General features: G+C 64.9%; 7 protein-coding genes and 4 pseudogenes. 1 reads left to right on the top strand and 10 read right to left on the bottom strand.

The window, feature by feature from the left end:
* Positions 1 to 55 precede the first annotated feature (55 nt).
* On the top strand, positions 56 to 1465 hold the full coding sequence (locus tag LE197_RS28725; protein ID WP_413247417.1) for an MgtC/SapB family protein: 1410 nt from the start codon (positions 56 to 58) through the stop codon (positions 1463 to 1465).
* A 264-nt stretch (positions 1466 to 1729) separates the two neighbouring features.
* On the opposite strand, the gene LE197_RS28720 is transcribed toward LE197_RS28725, so the two are convergent.
* The 10 genes and pseudogenes from LE197_RS28720 to LE197_RS28675 all read right to left on the bottom strand — a co-directional run bounded on the left by LE197_RS28720 (position 1730) and on the right by LE197_RS28675 (position 18028).
* Positions 1730 to 2125, bottom strand: coding sequence for a hypothetical protein (locus LE197_RS28720; RefSeq protein ID WP_003083536.1), 396 nt, complete (start codon positions 2123 to 2125; stop codon positions 1730 to 1732).
* Positions 2126 to 2304: 179 nt separating this feature from the next.
* A pseudogene (locus LE197_RS28715) lies at positions 2305 to 2502 on the bottom strand (transposase); the annotation flags it as partial.
* 111 nt (positions 2503 to 2613) lie between these two features.
* Entirely contained in the window at positions 2614 to 2871 is a 258-nt protein-coding gene (locus LE197_RS28710) for a hypothetical protein (protein WP_126624655.1), read from the bottom strand.
* 210 nt (positions 2872 to 3081) lie between these two features.
* A complete protein-coding gene (locus LE197_RS28705; RefSeq protein ID WP_169311240.1) occupies positions 3082 to 3615 on the bottom strand; it encodes a hypothetical protein in 534 nt (177 codons plus the stop codon).
* A gap of 171 nt (positions 3616 to 3786) precedes the next feature.
* Positions 3787 to 4196, bottom strand: a pseudogene (locus LE197_RS28700) (transposase); the annotation flags it as partial.
* Between the two features lie 230 nt (positions 4197 to 4426).
* The gene (locus LE197_RS28695) at positions 4427 to 4744 is read right to left on the bottom strand and encodes a hypothetical protein (protein WP_019485604.1); all 318 of its coding nucleotides are present in this window, start codon (positions 4742 to 4744) and stop codon (positions 4427 to 4429) included.
* A 1238-nt stretch (positions 4745 to 5982) separates the two neighbouring features.
* A pseudogene (locus LE197_RS28690) lies at positions 5983 to 15305 on the bottom strand (DUF637 domain-containing protein); the annotation flags it as partial.
* A gap of 112 nt (positions 15306 to 15417) precedes the next feature.
* Positions 15418 to 17060, bottom strand: a pseudogene (locus tag LE197_RS28685) (ShlB/FhaC/HecB family hemolysin secretion/activation protein).
* 341 nt (positions 17061 to 17401) lie between these two features.
* On the bottom strand, positions 17402 to 17629 hold the full coding sequence (locus tag LE197_RS28680) for a DUF1161 domain-containing protein (protein WP_003097347.1): 228 nt from the start codon (positions 17627 to 17629) through the stop codon (positions 17402 to 17404).
* 183 nt (positions 17630 to 17812) lie between these two features.
* Positions 17813 to 18028 (bottom strand): dodecin, encoded by a 216-nt coding sequence (locus LE197_RS28675; RefSeq protein ID WP_003097345.1) that lies wholly within the window; start codon positions 18026 to 18028, stop codon positions 17813 to 17815.
* Positions 18029 to 18062: the final 34 nt, after the last annotated feature.

The raw sequence follows: 18062 nt of genomic DNA, 5'->3' as shown, positions 1-18062 counted from the left end.
GGAAAGAGAACCGTCAGCGGCCGAAAAACAGCGGACTTTCCCTACGCCAGCTCCCGTGCGCCTACACCGGGGCGGAGAACCCGATGGATATCGGCGGCAGCGACGGGCTCTTGGTGGACGGCGCACCGCCGTGCGGGCGCCTCGGGGTCGTCTGCTGCTATGGTGCGCACAGGCACGTCGCCATCCTCTCTCCCGGCGAATGGAATCGAGCATGACGCTTTCCCTGGATCTGTTGTTGAGCCTGTGCACGGCCCTGGCCATCGGCCTCCTGATCGGCGCCGAGCGCGGCTGGCAGGAGCGCGACCACGAAGATGCGCGGCAGATCGCCGGAATCCGCACCTTCAGCCTGGCCGGCCTGCTCGGCGGCTTCGCCACCCTGCTCGCGGGCGAACTGGGCAGCGCAGTCTGGGTAGCCTTGCTGCTGGCCCTCGCGGCGCTGGCCGTGGCCGGCTACGTGAGCGATGTCAGGCGTGGCGGCGACCAGGGCATGACCACCGAGATCGCCCTGCTGATGACCTTCCTCCTCGGCAGCCTCGCCCTCACCGAACAGCGCCTGCTGGCTGCCGCCGGCGGCATCGTGCTGACCCTGCTGCTGAGCCTCAAGGACAAGCTCCACGCCCTGCTGAAGCGCCTGACCGCCGAGGAGCTATCGGGCACCCTCAAGCTGCTGTTCATTTCCGTGGTCCTGCTGCCGGTGCTGCCCAACCAGGGCTATGGTCCCTGGGCGTTCTTCAATCCCTACCTGACCTGGTGGATGGTGGTGCTGATCGCCGCCCTCGGTTTCTCCGCCTACCTGGCCATCCGCCTGATCGGCTCGCGCAAGGGCCTGTTGCTGACCGCGGTGCTCGGCGGCCTGGTGTCCTCCACGGTGATGACCCTGACCCTGGCGCGCCTGCGCGAGCGCATGCCCGACGCCCTGTTGGCGTGCGCCCTGCTGGCGACCTCGGCGCTGATGTTCCCGCGCATCCTTGTCGAGATCGGCGCGATCCACCCGGCCTTGCTGAAGGAGCTGGCCCTGCCATTCGCCGCCACCACCCTCGTCTACCTTGGCGGCACGCTGTTCCACGCCCTGCGCGGCGGCCGCGCCAGCCAGGAGGCGCCCGACGAGCCAGGCCTGCGCAACCCCTTCGAACTGCTCCCGGCCATGCGTTTCGCCGCCTTGCTGAGCGCGATCCTGCTGTTGGTGGAGGTCGGCCGGCGGCTGTTCGGCGACGCCGGCATCTATGCGGTCGCGTTGCTCTCCGGCCTCGCCGACGTCGACGCGATCACCCTGTCCCTGGCCCGCGCGGCGCAGGGCGAACTCGATCCAGGCGTGGCCAGCCGCGGCATCGCCCTTGCCGCCCTGAGCAACAGCCTGGTCAAGGCCGGCCTGGTCGTGCTGGTGGGCGGCAAGCGGCTGGCCCTGCAAACGCTACCCTTCAGCCTGGCGGGGCTGCTGATAGGAGCGCTGCTGATCCTGTTGTGAGGCGCCGGGGAAACCCCGGAGCGCCGCTGGACGAACGCGACGGCAACCGCCTGGCGCCCCGCATCAACCTGCGCGGCTACTGGCTGCAACGGCCGGGTTTCGAGGACCGGACCAGGACCCGGGTGAGGCAGGGCGGCCTGGCGATCACGGCGGAGCGAGGGGAGGGGACGCCTCCGCGCTGGACTGAGGCGTCTCTGCGAGGTCGGAGACAAGGCGGTGGCTGGCTGAGCCAATCGCCCTTTGCGGCGTGAAGAGCGCCTGGAACTAGCGGCACTCACCCCGCGCGGTCGCATCGACCACCCGGCCCGAGGCGTCGGCAAAGAATTCGTAGATGCAGGTGTAATAGCCGCTCTGGTTGGCCGTGCCGGTCTTCTGGTTCAGGACCGAGCTGTTGGGCGTATTGCCATGGCCCTGCTCGTAGTAGGTGTAGTCGTAGTCGTGGCTATAGTTCTCGTACTCCTTCCACACGTACTTCTGCCTGGCGGCATCCCCCGTCACGCGTTCCGGCTCGCCGAAGCGCTTGATCACGTCCTGGATTGGCAAGCCGATCCAGGATTGCGCATCGCTACGCGCGCGACTGCCATAGGCCTCCATGACGCACCCCGACACGCTGATCGCAAGGGCCGCCAGGGCGGTGAGTCTCAGAGCCAGTACCGGCATATGTGCTTCTCCTTCCATGGCGGCCTGCCTACGCGGCATCCCGCTCCCTTTGCGCGGGTCGGTGTGCTGCGAATGGTAGGGGGCCGGGGCCCGCCCGTTCAACGGGAGACGGCGGTTTCCGGTGTACTAGTACATTGGGGCGCTGTGCGACGGAGCAGTAGAAAGGAGGGCCGGCAAGCCGCCAGGAGCAGATGGATATGGGTGGCCATCAGGCAAAATGCGTAGACCTTGATACCGAAGGCATCCTCGAGGTCTTGAGGGTCGGAGAGGTAGCGTTGGTAGTCCTCGTCCTCGGCGAATACCACTTGCCGATTGTGTCCCCGCTGGACCACGTGAAGCGGATAATTCGGTAAAACCACTCGCCCTTGCCTAGGCATCGCGGAGCCTCCTTACGGCGTCTGCGCTGGAGCCTCCTTGCTTAGAAAATTAGAGCAGGGAAAATAGATCTGTCCCCTTTGTTCTCTATCCCGGGCGAGAACCGGGGGGCTTCAAACGTCTGGAATCTCAATGTGAAATGACTTCGCATAAATATACCAAAGCATCCAGCCCGGCCCCGGCTGAACTTCGAGAACCCCCTCTAACAAATACTCTCTGGAAAGAGCATCAATACAAGAACGGGAACCAAACTCTTGAATCACTTTATTTCCAGCAGACTCTTCTCGACCATCTGTATATTCATTAGTTATCCTTTTTGAAAAGTGAGCGCCTTCAAAAACAAACCAGCAACCACCAACAAACTCATGCATAGCGTATTGACTGTCGGCTTTGCTTGAGAAAAAGGGACAGATTTATTTTTACTACTCTAGTTTCGGCGACTGCGCCCACGCCGAACCCAAAGCGAATAACTCGCTAAACCATGCGCCCTTACCTAGGCATGTCGCCCCCTTGACGGAGCCTGCGCTGGAGCCTCCGTGTTCAGAAGTTAGGATAGGGAAAATAAAAACTCTTCCTTTATGTTAATAATTAGAAATAAGTTTATCTACGTACTCTTTACGGTATAAACCCAAATCAGCCTGCTCCATCATAAACTCTCTACTAACGAACTCGCCAAAATCAAAATTCGAATATACAGATCTCGTTTCATCCAACATAACCAAAACCCCTATCTCTTCTAAAACCTCTTCATACAGAACCCATGAGACCATATCTGAAAAAGCTACTATTCTACCTACCTCTCCAACTAAAACATGCTCTTCATATAAAGAAAACAGCCTATTCTCTATCTCAGTAAAATTAACTTCAAGCAGATCAACCTCATAAACCGAGGAGATCTCAAATTTATTTTTTTGGGCTACCAAAAAGCAGAAAAATATTTTTTTCGCACCACAATTAACGCTAACAAAAAATAACAATTTTAAAATACTCAAACTATATAGAGCCGATCTCTCAACAAAAAATGCCATCCCTTTCTTTACCTTAACAACATTATCTGGAAGCTTCTTTGAAAAGTCCATCAAACCACATAAAACATGCTGACAGGAACTATTCATATTACACCCCTAAGGATTTTCAAAACGAATCTTTACAGCAATATTGTTCTTATTATTTCCACCTATCTTTAGTTCCGCAGAAGGTAGCCCCGTAGTTTTTGATCTTGAGTAGAACGTGTATGTTTTATCTCCTTTAAATTAGAGTAGGGAAAATAAATCTGTCCCCTTTATGCTCTGCAGCCCATAACTTGACCAGGGATAGGCCGCCACATCGTCCACCATCCGCGCCCGAATAGGGTTCAGTTCGATGTACCGGCAACACGCCAGTTATAGCGACTTTCCCACAACGTTCCGGAACGGCCCTCCAAGCGATTCCGATATCGTGTCGTGCGCGCCGCCAGCGTTTTCATCAGTTGCGCCAAGCCAGACAGCGAATCACCAGGCGCCAAGAGCAGATGGACATGGTTGGTCATCAGGCAAAATGCGTAGACCTTGATACCAAAGGCATCCTTGAGGTCCCGTAGATCGGAGAGGTAACGCTGGTAGTCCTCGTCCTCGGCGAATACCACTTGCCGATTGTGTCCCCGCTGGACCACGTGAAGCGGATAATTCGGTAAAACCACTCGCCCTTGCCTAGGCATCGCGGAGCCTCCTTACGGCGTCTGCACTGGAGCCTCCCTGCTTAGAAAATTAGAGTAGGGAAAATAAATCTGTCCCCTTTATGCTGTTGGCGCAAGATCAACAAACTCTTGCCGTTCGACTAAATGTTTCTGGAACGCGTGGCCATTCGCAACCTCCTCAGACAGGAGCTGAGAATTAAGCCTGCCTTGATTGATAGCACTTTCTGCGCCGGAGCTACCTTTTGCCCCAACTAAATATCAAAAGACTCTCTGCGACGGTATACAACCCTACCCACCTCCGAAAGCCCCGGAAGGCGTTCACGCCCCACGATCAACTCAGACCTGCATCTCAAACTAGAGCCCTGATATGCCGTATATTGGCAAACAACATCCTCAATCTCCTCAACGTCCTCTTCGTTGCTCTCTTCAAGATAAAATCTCAATACCCACTCATCGCCATCCCATAACAATGCAATCATTCTAAAATTGGCAGATATCGCACCTACCAACGCTTGAATTAGCATTAACACTTGAAAATTCCATTCTTCCAACGTTGGCTGGCTACTCATTTGGGACTCCAGTTTGGATTTGTAGGGACAATACTTGGACTCTTTGTGCCCTTGATAATAAATACATTGGTTGCCTGATCAGTTATACCAACACCGAGATTAACGTTAGTTCCAGTAACGCCCTCAAACTTGACTACTGGGAATCCCTGAGCATTTCTCCCTAGGATTTTCACTTGGCCGGTATGGTAGGCATCAAGCACTTTTTGAGCATCAGAGACACTGTTTAAGAAACCACCGCCTCCCCGTGCCTCAAGCTGCTGTGTTCCAGCAATATGGCGAAGCTGCTTCTGGCTTATCTTGGTAGAGACATCAGGAAAATCTTTCAGTGTAAGTATTCCTTTCGGACCATCCGTAACGACGCCCTTGCCTGCCCCTGCCAACCCTCCATCAATGGCCAGCCCAACCTCAACTCCCAATGCAGTCGAACTCGCGGCGTTGTCCCGCACCACGCTGGCACCCTGGCCTTGCATGGTGTGCAAGGCATCCAGATAGCCTTTCATACGGATGTCTTCAGGTAACGAGGCAACCGAGTTCCAAGCGTTCTGGATATCCCGCTCCGCACAGCTTGAACAGGTTAGCGCACCCATCAACCACAAGGCAGTTTTTGAAGGCGCGCTGACGATCCCTTCCAGTGCCAGCCCAAAGCCCGCTTGGCTACCTTCACCTTTGGCATTCAGCACTTCCGCACGGTTCGCGGGGTCCCTCGTATAGCTCGCGGGATTCGCTAGGGCTATGTTTTCCAGAACGCTGGTCAGGGCCTCCTTGTTCTTGAATAGCGCCGTCAGCCCCACCCGCTCGTTGTAGTAGTCAGCCTGGGTCACCTGGAAGAGATTGCTGTCCGGGCCTGTGCCCAGCTCCGTACGCAGATACTGAGCAGCCCGGGCAGCGTTGATGTCTGTGCCGGCCAAGGCCTGGTTCCAGCCATTGTCCACCATCATGGCGGCCGTGCTGAGAAGCTCTTTGCGGGCGGTGTCCTCGCTCAGCCCATTTTCCTGGGCATAACGTTTGACGCGCTCCACATCCGATGCGAATTTGATTTCATCTGGGTGTAGCTGCCGGTTGTACGCCGTCCCGCTTTTGGCGATCTCGGCGCCCAGACTCACATCGCCATTGACCGCACTTGCCGCGGCTACGCCAACGAGTTGCGAGGCCATCAGTTCGAGGTTTTGATCGCCACCTACCATTTTCCCAAGGAGGTTGATCATGGCCTCGTTGGCACCAGCGGCCGCCGCTCCAGTCTTGAAGTCACTGCCGGAGGCTTCGGCCAGCAGACCTCCCATCAGGGCGTGAGCCATGATTTTCGGCGGGCTGCCATCAGGGTATTTGACCGAGTCGCCAATGAAATTGAAACCTACCGCCATTCCCAGGTTGCGCGCCTGACCTGCCATGGCATTACCGAGGTTGTCGATGTAGCTGCCGCCATAGGCGGCCTGCTGCATGACCGATTGAGCAAAGCCTTGGGCAATGCTGTAGGCAGCAAATCCACCGATTCCCTCAACTGTGCTGAGCTTGAATCCTTTGGTGACTTTGTTGATGTTGTCACTGGATACGCCGAATGCCTTGTCCAACTGCGGGCTGACGAGATAAGCCGTGGCCGCTGCGATGGCGTACCCTTTCAGACTGTCAGCGCTGGTGGCCTGTTGCAGCCCCTTGCCAAGGTCACCGCCATTGTTGATGGTGCCAATGGCGAGGTTGCTGGCCATTGCGCCATACACCGGGCCGAGGTAAGCAGCTGCAACGATGGCAATGGCCAGTGACGGCGCAGCCCCCAACCCCGAGTTGCTGTACTTCCAGCTATCGTGCACCTCCTGCACCATGCGCCAGTCCACATCCCCGCGCTGCTCGGCCTCCTTCAGCCACGCCAGTTGCGGATCCGCCTGCACCATCGCGTCGATGGTCTGGCTCACGGTCTTCTGGTCGATATGCTTGAGGTCGATCTTCAGCCCTTCCACGGCCTTGATCGCCAGATTCCCCTGGGCCACGATCTGGCTCTGGCGCACGGTTTCGTCGGTCTGGCCCTTGCCCTTCGACGACTGCCACGCCAGGTCGCCCTTGCTCTTCTCGTGGCTTTCCTGGTGCAGGTCCTTTACCGCCTCGAAGGTCACCGCGCCGCCGCTGACGATGGCCAGGTCGTTGCCCGATTCCAGCTTCGCGCCCTGGTAGGTCTGGTCACCACCGCTGAGCAGGGTGAGGTCGCCGCCGCTGCTGATCTGGCTGCCCACCGCCTTGACGTCGGTGACTTCGTCGCGCCGGGTTTCCTTGCGGCCGAAGTCGCCTTTCTTCTTCTTGTCGTACAGGTAGTAGTTGCTGTCGTTGGCGGCCAGCAGTTCCAGCTTGTCGCCGGCCACCAGGTAGGCCTCGTCGCCGGCGCTGGCCTGGCTCGCGATCAGGCGCAGGTCCTGTCCGGCATTGATCGCCAGGTCGCCGCCGGCATCCACGCGGGTGCCTTGCTGGGCGACCTTGTCTTCCTGGTAGGTGACCTTCCTGGTCTTGCTGTAGGCATGCTCCTCGTTCGCCGCCGCCGCCAGGGTCACGTCGCGCCCGGCGGAGAGGGCGATGTCGCGGCGCGCTTCGAGGGCGCTGGCCACTGCGCTGAGGTCGCGCCCGGCGCTGACGTTCAGGTCCCGCCCGGCACTGACTTCGGCGCCGAGCTGGGTCACGCTCTGTAGCCGCGACGTGTTCCAGCGGGTCTGGCCCTGGCGGTCCTCGACGGCGGCGACGGTGACGTCGCGTCCGGCGTCGAGGCTGAGGTCGCCGCGGCTCTGCAGCACCCCGCCGAGGTTGGCGATGTCGCGTCCGGCCTGGACGTTCAGGCTGTTCGCCGCCTCCACCCGCGCGGCGCTGTCGGCGAAGCTGCGTTCCCAGGTGCGGCCGTCGAGCGCGCTGTCGTAGCGGGTCACGCTGCGTTCGTTGATCACGTCGCCGGTCAGCGCGGTGAGGCTCACGTCGCGCCCGGCGATGACCCCGCCCTGGCGGTTGCGGATCGAGTCGCCGGCGAGCAGGTCGAGGCGCTTGCCGGCCTCGATCAGGCCGCTGTTGTCGAGGTTGTCGGCTGTCGCGCTGAGGTCGTTCCGCGCGCGCAGGGTGCCGACGTTATGCAGGTCGCCGCCGCTCACCAGCTTCACGTCGCGGCCCTGGATCAGCGCACCGTTGGGTGCCAGCCGACCCTCCGCCTGGGCCAGGTAGACCACCGGCGCGAGGACCTTCTCGCCGTTCACCTCGACCTCTTCCAACCACACGATGTCGTGGGTCAGCGCCGCCATCTGCTCCGCGCTCAAACCCACGCCCAGTTGCAGCTGGAGCTTGTCCTTGTAAGCGATGGCGTTGTCCATCAGGTAGCGGAACAGTGCCTCGTCGCTGCTCAGCCCGTCGATGTAGCGCTGGCCGGTGCGCGCCACCACCGCGTCGCGGATCAGCCGCTGCTCGTAGAGACCGTCGCCGAGGCGCTTCTTGCTATCGTCCGGGTTCATGCCCAGGCCGCTGAGCAGGTAGTCCGAGTTGAGGAACTGCTTCAGCTCGGTGAGCGCCGGGTTGGTCTCGATCAGGTACTTGTGGCTAGCGCTCGGCGTGGCGTTGCCGGGCACGCCCTGGACCCGGGCGACGCCCGGCAGGCTACCGCCGAGCGTGCTGCCGCCCTGACCCTGGACGTTGGCCGCGCCAGCCAGGCCGTCGACTCGCACGCCCTGGCCCTGCCAGGTACCGGCGACGTTGCCGGCGCCCTGCTGGCCGACCGAGACGCCGCTGCCGCCCTGGGTGAGGTCGGCGCCGGCACCGAGCGCGGCGCTGCCGTTGCCGTCCTCGGCGAAGCGCGAGCTGAGGCGAAACAGGCCGTTGTCGCCCTGGGGCAGGCTGAAGCCGGGCAGGGTAACCGGGTTGACCTGGCGCCGCGCCAGGTCGGGCGGCAGTTGCGAGGTCAGCGGCACGACCACCGAAACCCCGCTGCCGCCCACCGCGCTGTCGCCCACCTGGCGGCCGCTGCCGACGAAGGTGTAGCCGGGGCGGGTGACGCCGTTGTCGATGCGCGTGCTGGCATTGACCGTGACGTCGCCGGCGGCCTGGATCACCGCTGCGTAGGACTGGTCGCCACTGCTGATCGGGGTCGGTCCCTTGCTCGGGAATTCGTACTCGAAGGACCAGTCGCTGAGGATCGCGTTGAGCGCGGCGGGAATCTCGCCCGCGCGCGCCGGGTCGAAATTGGCGCTCTGGTACCAGTAGAGGTTGGTGAAGTTGCGCGACTTCTGGTCGATGCCGCCGATATCGCCGCCGCGAGCGGTACGCAGCACGCGGATGGTTTCCAGCTCGCCGGTTTCCAGGCCCTGGTTGTCGAGGACTTCGAGGTTGGCGGTGAGGTTGCCGCCGCTGCCGATCAGGCTGGAAAGGTTGTTCAGGGTGCCGCCGTCGATGGCGAAGTCGCCTCCGGCCAGCAGTTGCCCCATGGCGCTGCTGGCGGTGACCTCGGTCTTGTCGCGCTGGGTGATGGTCCAGATGGCGTTGCGCTTGCCGCTGCAGTCGCCCGCGTTGACGCCTTCGATGCAGGCGGTCTGCTCCATCTTCGCGGTGTACAGGCCCGACTTGCTTTCCAGCACGGCGCGACGGTTCTCGATCAGGCTGGCACGCAGGCTGAAGTCCTTGCCGCTCTCGATCACCCCGGAAAGGTTGCGCAGGCTGGCGGCACGGTTGCCGGCATCGTCGCGGGCGATATCCAGCCTGCCGAGGCTGTACACATCCCCGTAGAGGTTGGTGATGTCGCCGGCGCGCAGGGTCATGTCGGCGCCACTGAACAGCAACCCGCGCTCGTTGAGCAGGGCGGGCGCGTTCAATCGCAGGTTGCCGCCGCCGCCCAGGGTGCCGTAGTTGTTCAGGCTCGCGGCGCTGGCCACGAGGTCGCCGGCGGCGGTGATCCGCCCACGGTTGACCAGCAGGTTGCCGGCGCCGAGCGTGACATTGGCGCCGCCGGCGAGGCTGGCGGCATTGCCGAGGTCGAGGCTGGCGGCGTTCAGGGCGAAGTCGCCGAGGCTGGTGGCGCGGCCGTTGCCACGGTAGCCGCCGCTCAGCTCGAGGCGCAAGCTGCCGTCGCTGGCCAGCAGGCCGTCGTTGCTCCAGTCGCCGCCGCGGCCAGTGAAGGACTGCACCGCCAGCAGCTTGCCCTCGGCCGTCTGGCGGAAGGTGCCGATGTCCAGGTTCAGGCGTCCGGCTTGCAGCACGCTGCTGTTGGTCCATTCGCTGGCGCGGATGTCCAGCAGGCCATTGGTGGTCAGTTCGCCGCCGGCGCGGATCACCTGCCCGGAATCCAGGCCGAAGGTGCCGTTGCCGGTGTGGAGGATGCGCCCGCCGGCGTTGGCCAGGCTGCCCAGTTGCAGGTCGAGGTCCTGGTTGGCGCTTTCCAGCACGCCGTAGGCGTTGTTCAGGTCGCCAGCGACCAGCCGCGTGCTGCCGCTGCGGCCAAGGGCGCGCAGGCTGCCGCCGCTGTTGTCGATCGCGGCGGCGCGCAGGTGCAGCTCGCTTTCGCTTTCCAACTGGCCGAAGCGGTTGGCCAGCGCGCCGGCCAGGCTGAAGTCGATGCGCCCGGCGCCGACCTTGCCGCCCTGGCCCGCCGCCGCGCCCTGGTTGAGGAAGCGCTGGCCGTCGAGGCTGAGCAGGCCGCTGGCGTAGAGGCCGCCGCCCTGGTTGTCGAAGTCGGCGGTGACGATGCGGTTGTCGCCGCCCAGCGCCGAGAGATGGCCCTGCTGGTTGCGTACGCCTTGCCCGGCGCGAATCTCCAGCGACTGCGCCTGGGTAACGCCGGCGCTGTTGTCGAACAGCCCGGTGACCAGCTTCAGCCAACCCTTGGCGCTGTTGAGCACGCCGCCGGCGCCGTTGTCGAGGCTGCCGCTCTGCAGGTCGAGGTTGCCGGCCCGGCTGTCCAGGCGGCCGCCCTGGTTGTCCAGCGCGCCGCCGATACGCAGCCGGTTGTCGCCCTGGGCCTGGAGCGTGCCCTGGCGGTTGTCCAGGCTGCCAGCCTGCACGTCGAGGGCGCCGGCCTGGCTGAAGATCAGGCCGTCCTGCTGGTTGCGCAGGGCACCGCCGCCCAGGCGCAGGCTCATGCCGGCCTGGCTGGCGAGGGTGCCGGAGGCGCTGTTGTCGAGGCTGCCGGCGCTGATCTCCAGCAGCCCCTGGCTGACCAGCTTGCCGCCGCGGTTGTCGACGCTGGCGCTGCGCAGCAGCAGGTCGCCGCCGCTGGCCAGGCGCGCCGCGCCGGTGTTGACCAGGGCGCCGCCGAGGATGGCGTCGAGCCGGCCCTGGCTGATCAACTGGCCGTCGCTGTTATCCAGGCTGGCGCCCTTGAGCAGCAGGCTGCCGCCGTTGATCCGGCCGCCGGCGTTGTTCAGCAGCGTATCGTCGCGCTCGAAGCTCAGCGCGCGCTGCGCCGAGACCAGGCCGCCCTGGCCGTTGTCCAGCTTCCCGGCGATGCTCAGGGTCACGTCGCTTTCGCCGGAGACGATGCCCTGGGCGTTATCCAGGCTGGCGGCGTCGATCTGTTGCGCGCCCTTGCTGACCAGCGCGCCCTGGCCGTGGTTGTCCAGCGCGCCGCCGAGGCTGATGGCCAGCTCGCCGTCCTTGCTCGAAAGGGTGCCGCCGGCGCTGTTGTCCAGGCTCCCGCCTGTCACCGTCAGGCCCTGCCATCCGGAGAGCAGGCCGGCGCCGGCGTTGCCCAGCGCGTCGGCGTCCAGGCGCAGTTTCCCGGCGCTGATGATGCGCCCCTGCTGGCCGTTGTCGATGCGCCTGGCCAGCAGCTCGAAGCCCTGCTGGCTGGAAATCTCGCCGCCCTGGCGGTTGTCGAGGACGTTCAGCCGCTCGATGCTCAGCGGGCCGCGGGCACTGATCAGGCCGCCCTGGTTGTCCAGGTCGCCGCCCCGCAGGTCGAGACTGACGCCGCGCTCGCCGACCAGCCGGCCCTGGCGTTGCACCAGGCGCTCGACCGTCAGGCGCAGGTCGCCCCGGGCGGAGATTTCGCCGCCGTCGGCGGAATCGACGCGCCCTGCCGTCAGTTCCAGTTCGCCGTCGCTGGTGAGCAGGCCGCCACGGTTGTCCAGGTTGGCGGCGCTCAGGCGCAGCGACTGCTTGCCACTGAGGGCGCCGCCACGGTTGTCGAGGTCGGCGCTGCTGACGTCCAGCACGCCCTGGCTGATCAACTGGCCACCCTCGGCGTTGTCCAGCGCGCCAGTGACGACGCTCAGGCCGGCGTTGCCGGAGAGCAGGCCCTTGCCGCTGTTGTCCAGCGAGGCGCTGGCGAGCGTCAGGCGGGCGCCGGAGACGGTGCCTTCGGCGTGGTTGTCCAGCGCGCCGTCGACGCGCAGGTCGATGCCGGCGCGGCTGGCCAGGGTGCCCTTGGCGCTGTTGTCCAGGCGAGCGGCCGCGATGTCCAGGCCGGCGGCGCCGGAGATCACCCCGCCCAGGCTGTTGTCCAGGGCCTGGGCGATGCGCAGGGTCAGGCTGTCGGCGCCGATCAGGCGCCCGCCGCGGTTGTCCAGGCTGGCGGCGGCGAGGGTGAAAGCGCGGTCGCTGGAGATTTCCCCGCCGGCGCCGTTGTCCACCGCGCCGAGCTGGCGCAGCAGCAGCGCGCCGGGCGTGGCGATCAGGCCGCCGTCGCGGTTGACCAGCGTGCCGCCATTGAGGTCGAGGGTGACGCCGGTTTCGCTGACCAGGACGCCGCCTCCGCGCTGGTCGAGGCCTTTCAGGTTGGCGTCGAGCAGGCCCTTGGCGCTGACCCGGCCCTGCTGGCCGTTGTCCAGCCGGGCGGCCACCAGGGTGATGCCGGCGTTGCTGCCGATGCCGCCGTTGCGGCTGTTGTCCAGTACGCCGGTGCGGATATCCACCGCTCCCTTGGCGCTGATCACGCCGGAACGGCTGTTGTCGAGGCTGGCGCCCTGCAGCGTCACGCCGGCATCGCTGAGCAGCCTGCCGCCCTGGTTGTCCAGCGCGGCCTGGCTGGTCAGCGCCAGCGCACCGGCGCTGGAGAAGGTCCCGCCACGGTTGTCCAGGCGCGCGGCGCGCGCCGTCAGGCTGCCTTCGCTGACCAGCGCGCCGCCCTGGTTGTCCAGCACGCCGCCGAGGCTCACGCTCAGGCTGTTCTGGCTGTCGAGCCGCCCGCCGTCGCCGTTGAACAGTTCGCCGCCGTCCAGGCTCAGGCCGTCGCGCCCGGCCAGCACCCCTTGGCCTGGTTCAGCAGGCGCTGCACGGTGAGGCGCAGGCCGCTGTCGCCGATGACCTTGCCGCCGCGGTTGTCCAGTTGCTCGCGGGCGTTCACGGCGACCTTCGAGGTGCTGGAAATCTCGCCGGCGCGGTTGTCGACCTGCCGCGCCTCGATAGCGATGCCGCCATTCGCGGCGATCAGCCCGGACTGGCTGTTGTCGAGCGTGTCGGCCGCGACCTTCAGGGTCTTTTCGCTGACCAGTTCGCCACCTTGCTGGGCCAGGCTGCCAAGCGTCGCCTGCAGGTCGCCCTTGGCGGCGATACGCCCTCCGGCGTTGCCGACGGCGTTCGCTGCGAGGTCCAGGCGGCCATCGCTGAGCAGCTTGCCACCCTGGTCGTTGCGCAGGCTGGCGACCTCCACGCGCACGCCAGCCTTGCCGCTGGCGCTGCCGCCGTCGCGGTTGTCGAAGGCGCCTCCCGTGGCGCTCAGGCCAGCGTCGGCCACCAGCACGCCGCCACGGTTGTCCAGGCTGGCGCCGTGGACGTTCAACTCGCTGCGGCTCGACAGCAGGCCGCCGGCGCGGTTGTCCAGTTGCCCCACCGTCACGCGCTGCGCGCCCTGGCTGAGCAGGTTGCCTTCATCGCGGTTGTCCAGCAGGCCGCCGAGGCTGACCTCCAGGCCGCCCCGGCTGCTCAGCGTGCCCTTGCCGCTGTTGTCCAGGCTGCGCGCCCGCAGGTCGAGGCGGTTGGCCGCGGAGAACAAGCCGAGGCGGTTGTCGATGGCACCGCTGGCGACCACCAGCAGGTCGTCGCCGATCAGCTTGCCGCCGCGATTGTCGAGGCTGCCGACGCGGGCCTCGACGCGCTTGCCGGAGACTTCGCCGTCCCCCCGGTTGACCAGCGCCTGGGCGCTGACGCGGGTGGACTGCTGGCTGCCGAGCAGGCCTTGCTGGCCGTTGTCGAGCGTCGCCGCGCCGACCTCCAGGTCGTTCAGGCCGATCACCTGGCCGCCACGGTTGTCGAGATCGCCACGGGTCTTGACCACGGCGCGGTCACGGCTCTGCAACAGGCCGTCCTGGCGGTTGTCCAGGCTGCTCGCCTCGACCCGCAGTTCGCCCTCGGCGAGCAGCTTGCCGCCACGGTTGTCCAGGTGCCCGGCGTCGACCCGGACGGTCGCCCCCTTCAGGCTGCCGCCCTGGTTGTCCAGCGCCTGGCTCGCCTTCGCTTCCAGCGCGCGGCTGGCCACCAGGCTGCCGGCGTTGCGCAGGGTGCCGCTGCGCAGCTCGAGGTCGCCGCGCGCGTTGCGCCGCTCGTCTGGCTCGACGCCGGCTTCGATCACCCCGGCGTTGTCGATATGCGCCGCCTCCAGCGCGATGCGTTCGCGCGCCGCCAGGCTCTGCCGGTTGAGCAGTTCCTCCGCGCTGCGAATCTCGGCGCTGCCGCCGGCGTAGGTCTTGCCGTTCAGCTCCACGGCCTGGGCCGCGATCTTCAGGTCGCCCTGGCTGGAGGCCTGGGCCAGGCTCAGCTTGCCGCTGGCGTCGATGCGGATGTCGCCGCCGCTGGCGGCCATGTCGCCGGCCAGCCTCACCCCCACGCCCTGCTCGGTGCCGACCAGGCGGATCGCCCCGGCGTACATCCCGCCCAGCGCCGAGCTGTCGATCGCCAGCTGTGGCTTCTCGCTGCCATCGGCGGCGCGCGGCGTGGCCTGCAGGCTGTCGGCCTGGACGTCGTTGCGGCCGGTGACAATGTTGAGGTTCTTCGCGTAGAGCTTGGCGTTGAGCTTGGCGCTGCGGGTGATCAGGTCGAACTGTTCGAGGTTGCCGACGTTCAGTTCGGCGCCTTCGACGACGATGTCGCCGCCGTCCACCTGGAAGCGCTCCAGGCGCTGGCCGTCCATGATCGGCTTGCCGGTGGTGAGGGTCGCGCGCGGCGTGTTGATGAAGCCGCAGCCCTGGCAGGTGATGCCGTGCGGGTTGGCGACGATCACCCGCGCCGACTGCCCGGCCACCTCGGTGTAGCCGGCCAGGGTGCTGCGGTTGCCGCCGGTGACCTGGTTGAGGATCACCTGCGCCGCCTGGCCCTTGAGGTTGGGGTTGCCGAGGATGATCCCGCCGAGCTGGGTACCCTGGGTCTTGCCGGTGGCGTTGTTGAGGATCAGCCCGTTGGCGCCGACGTTGTAGTCGCGGAAATGGTTGTTCGACAGCCCGGCGCCGTTGGGCGTGGCGATATTGACGACGGGCACGCCGTTGCCCGCCTGGCCCAGGCCGGTGTTGCCGCCGGCGGCCTTGTCCAGCGCCAGCCCCGCCGCCGCGGCGACGATCGGGTTGAGGAACAGGATGCCGGCCAGGGACAGGGCGATGCACTGGTTCAGCGGGCTGCGGATGTCCATATCGTTACTCCTTGGCGGGTAGGGGCCCGGCGAGGTTAAGCAAGGTTTTCCAAGGAAAGGGCCTCGATGCAGGTAGGCGCTTTCCTAAAGCGTTCAGGAGGTCGCCGCGTCTTCAGAAGAACGCGTCGACCCGGAAATAGATCGGGTGCTCGCGCCGCTCAATGGCGCTGGGCCGCTCCAGCGAGCGGGCGAAGCCGACGCTGGCGGCGAAATAGCGGCCCCGGGCATCCAGTTCGATGGCGTTGCCGCTCATGCGCCCGCTGGCGCCGTCGTTGTAGCGGTCGTGGCGGATCACGCCGACGTCGTAGGCGAAGGCCACGCCGTATTCCTGCAGCCAGGGCCGCAGCGGCGCCCATTCCACCGCACGCCGCCAGCGCAACTGGTTGCGCCAGTAGCCGCCGCTGTCGCCGGTCAGGGTCTGGTCCTTGAAGCCGCGCACCGAGCTGTTGCCGCCGAGGCTGATGCGCTGCGGGCTGAACAGCACGTCCTCGCTCCTCTGCCCGGTGGCCAGGCTGTCGAAGCTGAAGCGCTCGCCCCATAGCTGGAACGGCTGCAGGTAGCTGAGGGTCAGGCTGTACTTGTCGTAGCGCGCATTCGGATCGCCCGCCTGCGGGTGGCCGCGACCCTGCGCGCCAAGGGCGCCGATGCCCTGCTGCCAGCCGAGGTCGAGGTTGACGAAACCGCTGCCGATCCGCCGACCGTGGTTGAAGCCGAGCTGGGTCTCGGTGATCCGCGTGCTCTGGTCTTCCAGGCGGGTGTCTTCGACATAGTTGTTGGTGCGCTGGTGGCTGAGCCCCAGGCTCATGGCGGTCTTGCTCACACCGTCGCGGTGCAGCACGCGTTCGGCGCGGAACTGATGGCTGCGGCTGTCGCCATCGAGCTTGAAGGGAAGCCGCTGGCCTCGTTGCGCGTGCGGTAGTCGCTCTGGCTGTAGCCGTAGGTGAAGGTCCACCAGCCCCAGGGCAGGCTGTAGAACAGGCTCTGGCTGTCGGAATGGCGCCAGCGGTCGGTCACCGCGTCGCGGTTGGCGCGCAGGTTGAGCTGGTCGGCCAGGCCCAGCGGGCTGTCCCAGTCCAGACCCAGGCCCATCTGCTGCTCGCCGGTGCTGACGTCGCCGTCGTTGTTGCGCGTGGCGGAGACCCGCCAGGGCTTGTCGCGCTCGCCCTTGAGACGCACTCGGCTGCCGCCGACCTCGCTGCCGGGCACCAGCTCCAGTTGCGCCTGGCGCGACGGCAGGCGACTCAACTGGTCGACCAGTTGCTCCAGTTCGCGCAGGTCTAGCAACTCGCCGGTCCTGCCCGGAAAGCTCATCGTCAGTTCGCGCGGGCTGGCCAGCGCGGAGCTGTCCAGGCCCTCCAGGCGGCCTTCGACGACGATGATGCGCAGGGTCCCGGAGGCCAGGTCCTGCTGTGGCAGGTAGGCGCGGGTGGTGACGTAGCCGCGATCCAGGTAATGGTCGGTGACGGCCTTGAGCAGCGCATTGAGCTGGCCGACGCCCAGGCAGCGCCCCTGGTAGGGCGCCAGTAACTGGCGACGCGCGCTTTCGCCGAGGTGCCCGGCGCCTTCCAGCTCGATGCGGCGAATCTCGAAGCAGCGCTCGTCGTCGCCGGAGGCATCCGCAGCGGCGGGCGCTCCCTTGCCGGGCAGTTGCTGGAGTTCCTCCAGGCGCTTGCGCTGTTCGTCCAGCAGGCGCTGCTGGCGGTCGCGGATCAGGTCGCGGTCGCCGGGGGAGGTGAAGGGGGCGGCGCTGGCCATGAGCGGCAGGCACAGGAAGATAAAGGCCAGGCGATGGAGAGCCACGATTTCATTCCTTGAAATACAGAAAGGCGCGATGTTGGCCCAGCGGCTACAGCGGGTAAGCAGGAATATTCCGAAATCCGTCTTCCATGAGTCGGACAATCCGGAAGTAAGGCACAAGGCCATCTGGGCGTGCCGAAAAACCTAACACAGACTTTGGGATTAATCCGTTAGATGGCACGCTTTCTCGACGAGCTGCAACAAGACCCATCGTTGGCAGGGTACTCATCGCGGCAAAAAGAAAGGGCCGGCTCCCATGGGAAAGCCGGCCCCGGATACTGCTCGTCGCAGGCGCTGCATCAGCCGCGCTGGTAGACGATTTCCTTGGTGCCGCCGTCGCAGGTGCCGACTACCTTCTTGTCGGTGACGCTGCCCTTGTCGACGATTTCCAGGGTGTAGGCAGGAACGCCGTTGGCCTTGATCTTCGCATCGATCTCGGCTTTCAGTTCCTCACAGGGCTTGGCGGCGAATGCGCTGCCCGCCACGGCAAACAGGCCGACTGCCAACATCAACTTCTTCATGAACACATTCCCTCGTTGCATGGATGAAGACCCGAACGGGTCAGGCTTGCCAAATGCGGCAAGGTTGAGACGAGCGCGCCGCCCATGGAGGCACGCCGCCCTCATAGCCTGTGCATGATCCGGCGAAGCGGAAAGACACGGCGGCCTTTCCAGGGCGCAGGCGATCGTGGACAGGTTTCCAGGGTGCCATCAGCTATTGGCGATACGGAACCCTACTTTCAGGGTCACCTGGTAATGGCCGACGGCGCCGTTCTCGATGTGCCCGCGGGTATCCACCACCTCGAACCATTCCAGATGCTGAATGCTCTTCGCCGCTTCGGCGAGGGCGTTGTTGATGGCGTCCTCGATGCTGGTCTTGGACGAGCCGACCAGTTCGATCTTCTTGTAGGTGTGGTGATTGGACATGAACTCTCTCCCCGGACGATGCCTGGTTCTTCGC

The sequence above is a fragment of the Pseudomonas sp. PS1(2021) genome, assembly GCF_020405165.1.
Classification (GTDB): domain Bacteria; phylum Pseudomonadota; class Gammaproteobacteria; order Pseudomonadales; family Pseudomonadaceae; genus Pseudomonas; species Pseudomonas aeruginosa.
This window is presented reverse-complemented; position numbering and strand designations above follow the sequence as displayed.